Raw genomic sequence first — 13,942 nt, 5'->3', positions numbered from 1 at the left:
TGATGTTTCCGATTCGCCTCGTTCGTTGTTGCGATGCTTCGAGAAGCGCCGCTGTCCTGAGCGAGGCCGCGCAGTTTATCGAGACCACGCGGAAGTGCAAGCACTTTTTGACACTGGCATGACATCGACCTGTATCCACCCGGATACGGCACGCGATTGCGCACTCTCACCACGTCCCGCACGCATGCAGGCTGCAGGCTCATTGATCGACACCCGGAGGCGTAACGGTGCGGTATCGATCGCGGGTTGGCTCGATGAAAATGTATGTACCAGACAGAGAGCGCCCTCATGCCCGCTTCCCGCAATCTGCTTCGCGATCTATCCCTGCCCGCGATTGCCGCCGGGTTTGTCACCGTGCTGGTGGGGTTCGCCAGCTCTGCGGTGATCGTATTTGAGGCCGCGCGCCATCTGGGCGCCGACCAGGCGCAAATTGCATCGTGGATGTGGGCACTGGGCATTGGCATGGGCGTGACGTGTATCGGCTTGTCGCTGCGCTACCGCGTGCCGGTGGTCACGGCCTGGTCCACGCCGGGCGCAGCGATGCTGATCGGCAGTGCGGCCGGAGTGCCGTTAGGCGAAGCGGTCGGTGCATTTGGGGTGGCCGCGGTGTTGGGGATGGTGGCCGGGTTTTCGGGATTGTTCGAACGCGCGATCCGGCGTATTCCGGTCTCGCTTGCCTCCGGGATGCTGGCCGGCGTGTTGTTGCGCTTCGGCCTGGACATCTTTGTGGCGATGCAGAGCCAGCTGTTGCTGGCGCTGGCGATGTTGGCGACCTACCTGGGCGGGCGGCGCTGGTTCGCGCGCTATGCGGTAATTGCGACCTTGTTGGTGGGTATTGCGATCGCTGCCAGCGGCGGGCTGCTGCGGTTGGAGGCGGTGCAGTTGCAACTGGCCCACCCGGTGCTGGTAGTGCCGTCGCTATCGTGGGCGGCGCTGTTCGGCCTGGCGATTCCGTTGTTCGTGGTGACCATGGCCTCGCAGAACGTGCCGGGCGTGGCGGTGATCCGGGCGTCCGGCTATGCGGTGCCGATCTCACCGACGGTCGGCTGGATCGGTGCAGTCAATGCGGTGCTGGCGCCGTTCGGTGGCTTTGCGTTGAATCTGGCGGCGATTACGGCGGCGATCTGCATGGGTCGCGAAGCGCATGAAGATCCGGCGCGGCGCTACACCGCTGCGGTCAGTGCAGGCGTGTTCTACCTGCTGGTCGGGTTGTTCGGTGCGACCGTGGCAGCGGTGTTTGCGGCCTTCCCGCGTGAATTGGTGATGGCCATTGCCGGGATCGCGCTGCTAGGCACCATCGGCAATAGCCTGGCGGCGGCATTGCGCGAGGACAGCGAACGCGAAGCGGCGTTGATCACCTTTCTGGTCACCGCCTCCGGGCTGACGCTGGGCGGGATCGGCGCGGCGTTCTGGGGCCTGGTGGCCGGAACGATCACATTGCTGGCATTGCGGACGAAAGCAGCGCCTTAGTCCGCGTGCCCGCTGATGGAGCACCAAGTGCGGCAGATGCATGCGCTGGCCGCCTGCCGGTGATCGCAGCGCTCTTACTCTGGGTCGCGCAACTGCAGCAGCCAGTGCGCAGTGACGCCGCTGGGGCTGGGCAAGGGTTCGAGATGGAACTGGCGATACACCGGTGCACCATCGCGGGTGCGCAGCGGCAAGGTGACATAGGCGGCGCGACCCAGGCGTAGCGCCTCTTCGAACAGTTCGACCTTGCCACGTGCGGCATCGTCGGCCAGCAAAGCGAGGATGTCGCAACCGATCAACTCGGCCACTTCGGTCTGGCTGAGTTCGGCGAACGCCGGGTTGACGAACATCAGCCGGTGCGCGGCGCCCTTGGCACCGCGTTCGATGATGGCCACCCCGTCGCGCAGCCGCGACAGCGAGGCTTCGAGCAGGGTGAAATCCTGCTGGAAGCGCTTGCGTTCCATCAGTTCGATCAGCACACGCAGGCTGCGCGCCGATTCCAGATGCAGCGGCGACCAGCGCCGTGCGCGGCCGCGCACGGTCTGCTGCCACAGATCGAAACTCTTGCGTGGCGACAGCCGCGAATTGGGGATGTCCTGCAGCTTGGCCAGCTGCGGGTTGCCGGCCCATTTGACCTGCTGCACCTGCTCGCGGCGGGTCCACAACAGGGCGCTACGCGATTGCGGCATCAGCGGCACGAAGATGAAGCCGGCGGCCAGCGGAGCGAGGTCGGCCAGCTCAGGGAACACCTCGCCGATGGCGTCCACATGCAGGGCACCGACCGCATCCTCGCGCAGGGCGTCGTGATGCTCGGATTCGATGTGGTCGCGGATGCGGCGCAACGCCTCTGCATCCGGCACGCTGCCATGACGGCTGATTTCGTTGCCGTGGAAGATTGCCACGCCATCGGCGTCGACCACGTCCATCAGGTCCGGGGCCATGTCGGCGAGCATGTCCACGGTCAGGTGCTCGGCGTCGTTGAAGTCGGTGATCAGCTTTTCGCGGATGGTGAGCAGCACCGACTCCAGCCGCGCCCGCCCCACCGCCTGTAGCGCGCCGATGCGCCCGGCCAGCGCGCGGGTCACCGCATCGGTGGCATCGCGCATGGCATGGCTGGTGAAGTGCGGGCTGTAGTGGTGACAGGAAATCAGCCCCCAGAGCGCATCGTTGACCACGATCGAGGACACGAGGGTGGCGCTGACGCCCATGTTGGCCAGGTATTCCAAGTGCACCGGCGAGACGCTGCGCAGGCTGACATCGCTCAGATCCACCGGGGTGCCCAGGCGCGGATGCAAGGTGGGCTGGATCGGCGACGGCTGGTACCGCACATCGGCGATCTGGCGCACGCGGTTGCGCAGGTACAGCGCGCGTGCCTGCGCCGGGATGTCGCTGGCCGGGTAATGCAGGCCCAGATAGGCTTCCAGTTCGGGCTGGCGCGCTTCGGCGATGACGTCGCCATTCCACTCTTCGTCGAAGCGATAGACCATCACCCGGTCGAAGCCGATCATGCTGCGCAGGCCCTTGGCCGCGCGCACCGCCGCTTCGTCGATGCCGGCATCGCGCTCGATGCTGCGCAACAGCGGCAGCGCTTCGCGCAGGGTGACATCCATCAGGCGCGCGTCGCGCGGCTCGATTTCGATCAGCCATTGCTCCGGATACAGATGCCAGGCGGCCACCCAGGGATGATCGGTCGGCGCGCTGCGCTGCGGGAAGCGCACATCGGCGTGCAGCAGGTGCTGCGGTTGATCGTCTACTGCGAATGGCTGCGCATCGGGCAGTTCCAGCACCTGGGTGTACGGCATGCCCAGCAGGGCATCCATCGGCACGCCGAGCAGATCGGCGGCGGTGCTGCTGGCCTGCACGATGCGGCCATCGGCCGGTTCGATCACCAGCAACACGCCGTAAGGCTGGATCAGGCCGGGAATATGGATCGGTTCCCGCGCGCAGACATCCATATCCAGAGGTTCGGTGGGCTGATTCACGGCTGTGGCTCCGCTGCGAGGCAGGTATGGAAGTGGGCGAACATGGCCTGCGCGCCGTCGATGGCGGCGTCGCGTGCGGATGGGGTGGCCAGGCGTCGGTCCAGCGCTGCCTGGAAGCGGCGCCAGCCGGCCGGGTCGTCGTCGGCCATCTCGAAATAGCGCAGGGCGCCGGCCAGCGCGGGCTGCTGCTTGCGCACGCTGCGTGCGATCACCCGTCCACCGAGCTGCGAGCCTTCGATGACGTACAACATGCCCCAGCGCGCGGCATCGTCGGCAGTGGCGGGCAGTGCGGCCGGCAGATCCGGTTGCTGGCCGAGCGCGCGCAGGTCATCGCGCAGTGCCGGCACCCGACGGCGGTAATGCCAGCCGTTGCCGACCAGGGTGGCCAGCCAGTTGCCGAGTTGCGCTTCGAAGCCGCTCAGCAAGGCATGGTGGCGGCGCAGGATCTGCACATAGGCGGCCGAATCGACCCGCCCCTGCGCTAACGCCTGCATCAGCGGCACTGCTTCGACCAGGCGATGGGCATCCTGGGTGGCGTGGCGCAGTGCGAGCGCAGCCGATGGCGGAACTGCCAGGACGTCGGAAACCATAGGGGCTCAAAGCGGTGCCGCGGCACGAAGGACACCAGCCTAGCAGTGCCTGCGCAAATCAGAAAAAGCAGACGCGAGCGCAAGCTGAATAGGTTGGCTTCACGGCTGCGCCGCGGGGCTGGTGCCGGCGCCGCGCGCGGCCCGTTTCCAGGCCATGGCCCAGCCTGCGGCCAGCAGTACAGCGGCCAGCAACCACGGCGCGCCCGGCAGATGCAGCGGTGCACCGCTGCCGATGAACCAGGCGAAGACATTGGCGAACAACAATGGACCGGCGATGCCGGCCAGGCTGACCAGGCCGGTGAGCGCGCCCTGCACGCGACCTTGCGCGTCGGCGCCGACCTCACGGGTGATCAGGGCCTGCGCGGACGGTGCGGCGATGGCCCACAACGCACTGATCGGCACACCGATCAGGAAGGCAGTGCCGCTGTCGGCCAGCCCATAGATGATGAAGCCGATCACGCCGCAGCCCAGCCCCAGCAGCAACGCGCGGCGTTCGCCGAGCCGGCGCACCAGGCGGCCGACCAGCAACGCATTGACGATGATGCTGCAGACACCGACCCCGGCCAGCACCCAGCTCACTTCGCGCGGGCCCCAATGGTATTGGTAGCCGGCGAACAGCACGAAAATGCTGGGATACACGTAATGCGCCAGGTTGGCCAGGAACACCACCGACGCCAGGCCGAACACCTGCGGGTAGCGGCGCAGCAGCTTGAGCGCGCCCAGCGGATTGGCGTGCGACCAGTCCAGCCGCGCGGTACGGCGTTCGGCGGGCAGCGATTCGGGCAGCACGAACCAGCCATACAGCACGTTCAACAGGGCCAGCCCGGCGGCAAACCAGAACGGCCAGCGCAACCCGATGCTGCCCAGCCAACCCCCGATCAACGGGCCGGCGACAAAGCCGATGCCGAAGGCGGCACCGAGCATGCCGAATGCGCCGGCGCGTTTGTCCGGTGGGGTGACATCGGCGATGTAGGCATTGGCGGTGGAGAAGCTGGCCGAGCACACGCCGGAGATGACCCGCGCCAGCAGCAGCATCGGCAGGCTGTGGGCAATGGCCATCAGGATGAAGTCCAGGCCCAGGCCCAGGCACGAGAGCAGGATCACCGGGCGGCGACCGAAGCGATCGGAGAGCGCGCCCTGCAATGGCGAGCAGACGAACTGGATGGCAGCGAACAGGAAACCGAACCAGCCGATCCAGCCGGCGGCCACCACGTAGTCGCCGCCGGTGAAGTGGCGCACCAGATCCGGAAGTACCGGAATGATCACCCCGAAGGACAGCACGTCGATCAGGACGGTGATGAAGATGAAGATCAGCGCGGCGCGGCGGCGCCCGGGGACGGGAGCGGAATCGGGAGAGAGGGACATCGCGCGGCGCAGTTGGGCGAAGCGGCGAGTGTAGCGGTGGATTGAATGGTGGGGTTGGGGTGGGCTGTCGTCTGATGCGCCCAAGGTCCCCCTCTACTGAAAGCCCCTCTCCTGCGGGAGAGGGGTTGGGGTGAGGGTACGGGGCGAAGCGACATGTGCGCTCAGCCTCCACCAGGCTTCGCGCGTACCCTCATCCGCCCTTCGGGCACCTTCTTCCGATGGGAGAAGGAAGCCTCGATGCTGCTTTATTTTTGGCGTAGACAGCAGCGCGGGCCTGGGCGGCTACTCGACGCTGATGGTCTGGGTCAGGGTGTGGCTGGCGCCGGGAGCGAGTTCGATCACGTCCGGGCCGGCATTGGCCGCTTCCAGGCAGACGTAGTCGCGCCAGCCCTCGCCCACGTCGGCCATCTGCCTGCCGGCCTCTTCGCCCGGGTTCCAGGCCACCAGCGAGCGGCTGCCTTCGGTAGCGATGACGACGCGGCGGCCGAGCACCGGGTCGGTGAGCGTGTAGCGGCCGCCGGCATTGGTGTAGATGCGGTCGCTGCGGCCGGGGTCGCGTGGGTCGCGCAGGCTCCAGTCGCCTTGCTGGCGATGGGCAGTGGCGTAGTTCTCGTACTTATCGAGATAGTCCAGGCCATCCAGGCCCTGCACGCTGACCTTGAGCGCGTCGCCGACACGGAAATAGTTGTGCAGCGCCTGGGTGAAACGCACCGGGGCGGCGCTGGTGTTTTCGGTGATCAGGCGTTGCTCCAGCGTGCGGCCGATGCGCAGGGTCATGCGCAGGCGCAGCGCCAGGTCGTCGAAACGCGGCGGGGTGAGCGTGAGCACCACGGTGCCGTCGTCTTCACGGCGGCTTTCGGTGAGTTGCCAGGCCACCGTGCGCACGAAGCCGTGGGCGGGGACGTCGCCGGTCTGGTCCTGGCGGCCGAAATACGGCCAGCACACCGGCGCGCCGCCGCGGATCGGGGTAGGCGGCTGCTTGGCACTGGGCGAGAGCCACATCACGTCCTGTCCGCCCTTGGGCACGAACGAGAGCAATTGACCGCCGAACAGGCTGATGGCGGCGGTGGAGAACGGGGTGTCGATCAGCAGCGACGGAAACCCGTGGAAATCGCCTGTGGTCAGGCCGGTGGTGTCGGACATGGGGGATGCCTTGTGGACGCTGGGGGATTGGGCGAAGGCCGGGTATGCGGCCGGCAGCTTGAACGCGGTGGCGCGCATGGCGGCGGCGCCGGTAACTGGCGGGGCGGCGCGCAGCGCGGTGAGGATGCGTTGGCCGGGGCGGCCGTCGGCCGGTTGCAGGCCCAGGCGGGTCTGCTCGACCTGGATGGCGCGGCGGGTGGCGCTGCCGACCATGCCGTCGGCCTCGCCGATCTGGTAGCCACGGGCGAGCAGCAACTGCTGCAGTTCGCGCCGTTCGGGCCGGCCCAGGCCCGGATCGTCCGTGGGCCAGGCCGCGATCAGGCCGGGGCCGCCACGCAGGCGATCGGCGAGCAGGGCGATGGACAGCGCGTAACTTTCGGCGGCGTTGTAGGCGTAGATCGCGTCGTAGTTGCCAAACACCAGGAACGCCGGGCCGCTGGCACCGGCCGGCAACAGCAAGGCGGCCGGCGTTTCTGCCGGCAGTCCGGCCGGTGCCAGCGGTGTGCCGTCGGTGCCGAGCAGGCCGGCGCGTTGCCAGGCCTGCAGCGGTTGGCGGCGGGTGCGCCCGGCCTTGCTGGCGTCGAAGCCCCGCGGCAGGGTGACTTCCATGCCCCACGGACGGGCGCGTTCCCAGCCGGCCTTGACCAGGTAGTTGGCGGTGGAGGCCAGTGCATCGGGAATGCTGGTCACCAGATCGCGGCGGCCGTCGCCGTCGCCATCCACGGCGATGCGGGCGTAGGTCGAAGGCATGAACTGGGTTTGCCCGAACGCACCGGCCCAGGAGCCGGTGAGTCCTTCCGCCGACAGATCGCCTTGCTGCAGCAGGCTGAGCAAGGCGAGGAATTCGCCGCGAAAGAACGGCTGGCGGCGGCCCGCGCACGACAGCGTGGCCAGCGACACCAGCAGCGGGCGCTTGCCGGTGACGCGGCCGTAATCGCTCTCCACGCCCCACACCGCCACGATGGTGGCCGGGTCCACGCCGGTCTGTTCGGACAGGCGGGCAAGCAGTTCGCGGTGGGTAACCAGCATGGCCTGGCCGTCGCTGACACGCTGGCTGTCGACCAGGCTGGCCAGGTAATCCCAGATGGGCGTGGTGAATTCGGGCTGCGCATCCAGCAGCGGCAGCACGCTGGGATCGGGCGCCAGCCCGGCGGTGAAGCGCTGAAAGCTGGCAGCGTCCACGCCCTTGGCAGCGGCCTGGGGCTGCAGGCCAGCCAGGCAGCGGTCGAAGGCCGGATCGGCAGAGGCTGCCAGCGGCAGCAGTCCCAACACGAACGGCAATGCACGCCGGGCCAGCGTCATGGCGCGATGGCTGGCGGGTGGACAGACGTCATGCGGTGAAGTGCTCCTGCGCGGCAAGTCTAGCCGCCGAGCATAGCCAACCTGGGGGTCACAAGCGTGCAGAGGGCGATACGTGAGGCGTCCCTGGGTGGGGCCGGCGGCTCGGTGCGAGCGAGAGGCCGCCGGCCCGACGGGCTCAGCTGCCGTCGCCGGTGATCCCGGTCAGCATCGACAGGGCCGGCGCGGATGGGGCGTTGTCGGTCGCTCGGCGGGTGCGGGCATGGCGCGGCGCATCGTGGCGCGGGCCGAAGCGAATCAGTGCGGTCGCCACGCACGCCGGCAGCACGATCGCGAACACGACCGCCGCCAGAAGCACCCACTGCCAGAGATTGAAGGTTGCCATGATCCAAGTCCCCCCGCGGCGGAGTTCGCCTGCGCGGCAAGCTTCGGCGATCGGCTGCGAACGCGGCGTCGACAAATGGCGGGCGTAAAGACCGTTCGTCGGGCTGAACAGGCCTGGCGGGCGGTGCATCGAGGGCGCAGTTGGCTGGCGACGTCGGGTTGGAGTGGGACGGTCGGCGTGGGACTCAGCGCGCGTCGAGGTAGTACCAGTGACCTGCCTCGCGCACGAAACGGCTGTGTTCGGTCATGCGGACTGCGCTGCCGCCACCGATGCGATAGCGCGCCAGGAAGACCACCTCGGCCGTCTCGGGGCCGGTCTCGAGGGTGCGCTGCACGCTCAGGCCAAGCCAGGTGGTGCGCCCGCCTTCGTCCAGCGACAGCGCGGCCGGGCGCGTGGACGGATGCCAGCTGGCCAGCAGGTACGCAGCATCGCGGCGCACGTAGGCGCTGTAGCGGGCGCGCATCAACGTCTCGGCGTCGGGCGCGGCGGCACCGGCGTGATACGGGCCGCAACAACGTGCGTAATCGGCCGGGCGGCCGCAGGGACAGGGGTCGGTGGGTGCGGTCGGCATGCGGGGATTGTGCGGGATGGGATTGGGGATTGGGGATTGCATTGCGAAGCGGGACGCGGGAGCGGCGGCTATGCTGTCGCCCCCCGTTGCGCGGAGCGTGGTCTTGCTGGAACTGATTCCCACCGAATTGCCGTGGCTGCTGTGCATTGCGTTCGTGGCCGGGTTGGTGGATGCGGCGGTCGGCGGCGGCGGATTGATCCAGCTGCCGGGCCTGTTTGCCACGCTGCCGCAGCAGGCGCCGTCGCTGATTCTGGGCACCAACAAGTTCAGTGCGATGTTCGGCACCGCTGCGTCGGCGTGGCGATACGCGCGCACGGTGCGCTTTCCGTGGCGGCCGGTGCTGTATGCCACCGCGGCAGCGTTTACGTTCTCGTTCCTGGGCGCGACCGCCGTCAGCCTGATGCCCAGGCAGGCGGTGCGGCCGCTGATTTTGCTGCTGCTGATTGCGATGCTGATCTACACGCTGATCAAGAAGGACTTCGGCGCGCTGCATCGGCCACGTCAGATCGGCCGGCGCGAACTGGCCACCGCGTTGGCGATGGGCGCGGCGATCGGCTTCTACGACGGGTTCTTCGGCCCGGGGACGGGCAGCTTCCTGATCTTCCTGTTCATTCGCTTTTTCGGGCTGGATTTCCTGCGCGCCTCGGCGGCGGCGAAGGTGGTCAACCTGGCCACCAACCTTGCGGCGTTGTCGTTCTTCTTGCCCAGCGGACAGGTGATGCTGGCGATCGGTATTCCGATGGCGGCGGCGAACGTGGCCGGCGCGGTGGCCGGCACACGGATGGCGTTACGTAGCGGCACGCCATTGATCCGCAAATTGTTCCTGGTGCTGGTGATCGTGCTGATCGGCAAGATGGGCTGGGATCTGCTGCACTCATCACTGGCACCCGCTGCCAACGCAGCGTAGTCGAAACGGCGACGTCACCCTGCAGATGGCGTCACCTGTGCACTGTCTTCAGCGCTTGCCGCGCGCCTTCGGGGCGCCTGCCCTGGCGACGCGCGTCGTGGCCGGTGACGGTTCAGCCACCGCGCGCGCCGAGGTTGTCTTGCCGGCGCCACGCGCTGGCTGACCAGTCGATGCGGCTGTTGCACGTGGCTTGGCTGCGGCAGTGTTTTTCACTGGCGCAGATGCGGCGGCGACCTTGCTGGACGTGGCGTTGGATGCGTTTGCGGCCACAATCGGCTTGCCCTGCGCTTTTGAAGACCGCGTGGTCTTGCCCACGTTGGACCTGGATGCAGCTCCTGACGACACCGCCGGCGCTTGCTGCGCGCCTGAGGTACGTTTGTCCGCTACCGGCTTGCCAGCCACAGCTGGAGTGCGCGAAGGCGATTTCTTCGGCTGCTTTGCGTGAGGCTGTGCCGCAGCGCGTGTGGGCGATGTGGTCTTGGCGTTCTTGTTTTGCTTGTTTTTGTTCTGCTTGTTCGCCGTCGCCGTCGCCGCTGCCGGCTTGCGCTTACTACTATGCGTGTTCTGCGCTGCGGGTGAGGTATCGCCGGGCACGGGCAAGGCTATGTGTAGCGGGAGGCCATCAGCTGTAATGCCGTCTGCGTTTGCAGCGCCCTGCACTCCTACAGGCTCACTCGCAGCCTCGATCGCTGACGCGGCGTCAGTGGCATCGGCCACCGCTGCCTCATCGCCACGCGAGCGCTCCGGCAGCTTCAATCGCTGTGCCTGCTCGTCGTATTCGATCAGCAACACGCCGGAGTTATGGCGGCCGCTGATTTCGACAAAACATGCGCCGCCGATGAAGGGCTCCAAGGTCATCACCGACTTCAACGGCGTGGCCACCACCATCTGGAAGCCGAAGTTCTCGAAGATGTTCATCGCCAGCGCGGTGAATTCGTTGTCGGCCTTGTCGAAGGCTTCGTCCAGCACCACCGCGCAGTAGCGCGGCAGTTCGCCGTCTTCGCCGCCAAGCTGGTAGCGCAGCGCGGCCGCCAGGCAGGTGGTTGCCAGTTTCTGGCGCTGACCGCCGGACTTGCCCGCGCCGCTGCGGTAGATCTCCACCTGCGCGCGCGTCTGCGCGTCCAGTTCCACACCGATGAACTCCACATGCAGGCGCACATCCAGCACCTGTTCGCGCCAGCGGCGTGCCTCCGGTTCCTGCGCGCCCAGGCGCGCCACCAGCGCACGCAAGGTGGAAAACTGCGCTTCGGCCAGGGCGCGGTCTTCGGTCTGTTGATGCGACAGCACCGCGCGCAACTGCTGCTGGAATTCCTGCACCTCGGCCAGGCGACGGTCGCCGACCTCGATGGTCAGCACGGTGTCGCGATTGAACGGCACCTGCTCCAGGCTGGCGTTGACCTCGTCCATGCGCTGCTTGATGCCCTTGTGGGCTTCGGCGGTGTAACGCTGCAAGGCCAGCAGGTTGTTCTTGCTCTGGGTCTGCAACAGGTCGAAGAAACGATGCTCGTGACGCGGCAGGCCATCGCTTTCCAGCCGGTCCAGACGCGCGAGGAAATCGTCGGCGCTGGCAAGGCTCACGGTGAAATCGCCGCTGTCTTCGGGCCACTGCTGGCAATACTTGCGGAAGCATTCCAGCAACTGCGCGCTGAGCCGGCTGTCGCGGCCCTGGCTGTCGGCCAACTGCTCGGCCAGGCCACGTTCGACCACGCGGAAATGCGCTTCCAGATTGTCCAGCGACAGCGGCGTCAATGCGGCAAGCCGTTCCCGCAAGCCCTGCAACTGGGTGGGCGTGAGCGTGGCGGAACCGGCGCGGCCCGCGCAGGCCGCGTGCTGCTGTTCGAGCCGCACGCGTTCGCGCGCCAGTTGCGCGCGCTCCAGCCGCACATCTTCATAGGTGCGCTTGGCCTGGTCGCGCAGGGTCCGTGCAGTGTCGATGGCCTGCCCGAGCGCGCGCAGGCCGCTGTTGCCTTCGCGCAGCTGCACCAACTGTTCGTCGATATCGCTCAGGCGCTGCAGCTTGGGGCCGACATCGATTTCGTCCCAGTCGCGCTCCACCAAGGTGTGCGCAGCGAGTTGGCGTTCCTGGTCCTGCTCACGCTGCTTGCGCAGCGCTGCCACATCGGCATCGCAGCTGGCGATGCGCTGGGCCAGCGCCTGCGCTTCGCGCTCGAACACCTTGAGCTTGTCGCGGTTGTCGTGACCGAGCAGCCAACGCTTGCGATCGTTGACCGCGTGGCGGTCGTCCTTCTCATAGCGATCGCCAGGATGCTTGACCTGGCCCTCGCGGGTGATCGCGCGGTCGGCGTTGCGCAATGCTGCGGCATTGTCCACGCACGCGTAGTCGAAGCGACGGGTCAGTTCGTTGCGCAGCCATTCGGTAAAGGCGTGCTCGCGCAGCTGCAGCTTGCCGGGCAGCGCGCCGGGATCGACCCGCCGCGAATGCAGCTCGTCGTTGCGGCGCACACGGAAGTACACCAGACGCGTACCGATATGGGTGCGGTTGACCCATTCGCTGACCTGCGCGTAATGCCGCTCGTCCACCAGCAGCGATTGCGCAAAGCCGTGCAGCACACGCTCGATCGCACCGCGCCAGGCCGTCTGGTCCTCGCGCACCTGCACCAGCTCGCCAACGAACGGCAGCGCGGCCTCGGCAATGCCGGTGTCTTCGCAAAAGCGCGCGCGCAGGGCCTGCATCGGTGCGGGCATGCTCGATGGCGCGCGCTTCAGCGCCTCCAGTTCGGCACGGATTTCGGCAAACCGGCGCTCGTCGTCGCGCCGCGCACCCATGCGTTCGGCGATGGCCTCATCCAGCGCGCTGGCGTCGTGCTTGCCGTTATCCAGCACGGTCTGCGCATGCGCGATCTGTGCGGCAAAGCCACTGGCGCCGGCCGCCAGGGCGGTGCCGAGCTGGCGGCAGGCCTGTTCGATCTGTGCACGGCGGCGCAGGCGTTCGTCGCGCTCGCGCTCGACGCGTGCGCGTTCGCGTTCCAGTTCCTCGATCTGCTCGCCACCGGCGGCGCGCTGTTCGCGCTCCAGGCCGACCAGTTTTTGTTCGTGGTTATCCAGCGATTCGCGGCGCTGGCCTTCTTCGCCGGCCAGTCCACGGTCCTGGTTGTCGAGCTCCTGCAGCCGCTCCTCCAGCAAGGCCAGCCGCTGCTGCTCGCGGTAGCTGTCCACGCCCAGCTGCAGCTCGCGCAACTCGCCGACGCTGTGGCGCAGCGCCATCAGCGCCGCGTGGTGCTCGCGCGCAGGGGTCAGGGTTTCCACCTGGCGCCGGGCGGTGACCACCGCATGGTGCGCGCCATCGAGTTCGGCAAAATCTTCCACCAGCCGGTCGGCCGCTTCGAAGGTACGCGGCTCGTCCAGCATGAAGCCGCGCAGAAACGCATTGAGATCGCCCAGGTTCTTGGCCGACTGGGTCTTGTGCAACAGCCGCAGCGCCATCTCGTTGCCGATGCCCAGCGCGTGCCGGAAACGTTCGGCGTAGCCGGCGAAGCCGTCGAAATGCGCAACGTCCTCACCCAATCGCGCCTTGAGCTTGCGCAGGTCAAGATCGAAGCCATCCAGCTCGGTCGCCACGTCGAAACGGCGTGGCGCGACCATGTAGTGACGCCGCACATCGGCCGCCGCGTTACCGCTGCCGGCGATCCAGAACAAGCGGATCAGGCTCACCGCCTCGCCGTGCGCATTTGCGTATTCCAGCACCAGCGCGGTCCAGGTGGCGCCCTTGCGCAGGTATTGGGTAGCGATTTCGCCGGACGCGCTGTCCTGCTGATCGGCCCACGCACCGCGCACATACGACACCAGACTCCGATCGCGCCCACTGCGCTCGGCTTCGCGCGCGGCGGCGTTGAAGTCGACGATGCTCGGCGGCGTCAGCAGTGCCGACATCGCATCCAGCAAGGTGGACTTGCCCGAGCCCGAACGCCCGACGAACAGGAAGCCCTTCTCCGCGATCGGCACTTCGGTCAGCCCGTTGAAGGTGCCCCAGTTGTGCACCTGCAAGCGCCGCATGCGGAACTGCTGCGCACGTTGCTCGGCGAGCGTCTCGGCAAACAAGGAGGCACCTGGTTGCGCTGGCGACAGATTGGACTGGGAATTCATAGCTCACTCATCAAAACGGGACGACGTGGAACGCGAAAAACCGGATGACGCATGGTGCCGCGCTGCTGTGTGGTGTGTTGCTGCGGCGCTGTTGCTGTTGATGCTGCGATTCCTATAACTGCCGTCGCA

At 67.4% G+C, this 13,942-nt stretch carries 9 protein-coding genes; 2 read left to right on the top strand and 7 right to left on the bottom strand.

The window, feature by feature from the left end:
• Positions 1-288 precede the first annotated feature (288 nt).
• Positions 289-1,470, top strand: coding sequence for a benzoate/H(+) symporter BenE family transporter (locus LN450_RS23125; RefSeq protein WP_039416969.1), 1,182 nt, complete (start codon positions 289-291; stop codon positions 1,468-1,470).
• Positions 1,471-1,544: 74 nt separating this feature from the next.
• On the opposite strand, the gene bphP is transcribed toward LN450_RS23125, so the two are convergent.
• From bphP to LN450_RS23095, 6 genes are all read right to left on the bottom strand, one after another.
• Positions 1,545-3,449 (bottom strand): bacteriophytochrome BphP, encoded by a 1,905-nt coding sequence (bphP, locus tag LN450_RS23120; RefSeq protein WP_011349138.1) that lies wholly within the window; start codon positions 3,447-3,449, stop codon positions 1,545-1,547.
• Positions 3,446-4,039 carry a biliverdin-producing heme oxygenase gene (locus LN450_RS23115; RefSeq protein ID WP_008573226.1) on the bottom strand — a complete coding sequence of 198 codons (594 nt, stop codon included), beginning with the start codon at positions 4,037-4,039 and terminating at the stop codon, positions 3,446-3,448. Before LN450_RS23115 ends, bphP begins: the two co-directional genes overlap by 4 nt.
• A 99-nt stretch (positions 4,040-4,138) precedes the next feature.
• The gene (locus tag LN450_RS23110) at positions 4,139-5,404 is read right to left on the bottom strand and encodes a TCR/Tet family MFS transporter (RefSeq protein WP_039416962.1); all 1,266 of its coding nucleotides are present in this window, start codon (positions 5,402-5,404) and stop codon (positions 4,139-4,141) included.
• A 282-nt stretch (positions 5,405-5,686) separates the two neighbouring features.
• Positions 5,687-7,849, bottom strand: coding sequence for a lytic murein transglycosylase (locus LN450_RS23105; protein WP_011349140.1), 2,163 nt, complete (start codon positions 7,847-7,849; stop codon positions 5,687-5,689).
• Positions 7,850-8,024: 175 nt separating this feature from the next.
• Positions 8,025-8,231 (bottom strand): hypothetical protein, encoded by a 207-nt coding sequence (locus tag LN450_RS23100; RefSeq protein ID WP_008571431.1) that lies wholly within the window; start codon positions 8,229-8,231, stop codon positions 8,025-8,027.
• Between the two features lie 184 nt (positions 8,232-8,415).
• Positions 8,416-8,802 (bottom strand): YchJ family protein, encoded by a 387-nt coding sequence (locus LN450_RS23095; RefSeq protein ID WP_008571430.1) that lies wholly within the window; start codon positions 8,800-8,802, stop codon positions 8,416-8,418.
• A 70-nt stretch (positions 8,803-8,872) separates the two neighbouring features.
• Here LN450_RS23095 and LN450_RS23090 point away from each other — a divergent pair, with 70 nt between their 5' ends.
• Positions 8,873-9,709, top strand: coding sequence for a sulfite exporter TauE/SafE family protein (locus tag LN450_RS23090; RefSeq protein WP_039416964.1), 837 nt, complete (start codon positions 8,873-8,875; stop codon positions 9,707-9,709).
• Between the two features lie 48 nt (positions 9,710-9,757).
• Here the strand turns inward: LN450_RS23090 and LN450_RS23085 are convergent, their stop codons facing one another.
• Positions 9,758-13,813, bottom strand: a complete 4,056-nt coding sequence (locus tag LN450_RS23085) for an SbcC/MukB-like Walker B domain-containing protein (protein WP_011349143.1) — start codon at positions 13,811-13,813, stop codon at positions 9,758-9,760.
• Positions 13,814-13,942 lie beyond the last annotated feature (129 nt).

This window comes from Xanthomonas euvesicatoria pv. euvesicatoria, assembly GCF_020880415.1.
GTDB classification, from domain to species: Bacteria; Pseudomonadota; Gammaproteobacteria; order Xanthomonadales; family Xanthomonadaceae; genus Xanthomonas; species Xanthomonas euvesicatoria.
Note: the sequence above shows the minus strand (reverse complement) of the source record. Positions and strands in the feature narration are given on the sequence as shown.

Excerpts from the sequence above, each read along its gene's own strand:
- LN450_RS23090 (WP_039416964.1), top strand. The coding sequence starts at position 8,873 with ATGCTGTCGCCCCCCGTTGCGCGGAGCGTGGTCTTGCTGGAACTGATT.
- LN450_RS23115 (WP_008573226.1), bottom strand. The coding sequence starts at position 4,039 with ATGGTTTCCGACGTCCTGGCAGTTCCGCCATCGGCTGCGCTCGCACTG.
- LN450_RS23095 (WP_008571430.1), bottom strand. The coding sequence starts at position 8,802 with ATGCCGACCGCACCCACCGACCCCTGTCCCTGCGGCCGCCCGGCCGAT.
- LN450_RS23085 (WP_011349143.1), bottom strand. The coding sequence starts at position 13,813 with ATGAATTCCCAGTCCAATCTGTCGCCAGCGCAACCAGGTGCCTCCTTG.
- LN450_RS23105 (WP_011349140.1), bottom strand. The coding sequence starts at position 7,849 with ATGACGCTGGCCCGGCGTGCATTGCCGTTCGTGTTGGGACTGCTGCCG.
- LN450_RS23110 (WP_039416962.1), bottom strand. The coding sequence starts at position 5,404 with ATGTCCCTCTCTCCCGATTCCGCTCCCGTCCCCGGGCGCCGCCGCGCC.
- LN450_RS23100 (WP_008571431.1), bottom strand. The coding sequence starts at position 8,231 with ATGGCAACCTTCAATCTCTGGCAGTGGGTGCTTCTGGCGGCGGTCGTG.
- LN450_RS23125 (WP_039416969.1), top strand. The coding sequence starts at position 289 with ATGCCCGCTTCCCGCAATCTGCTTCGCGATCTATCCCTGCCCGCGATT.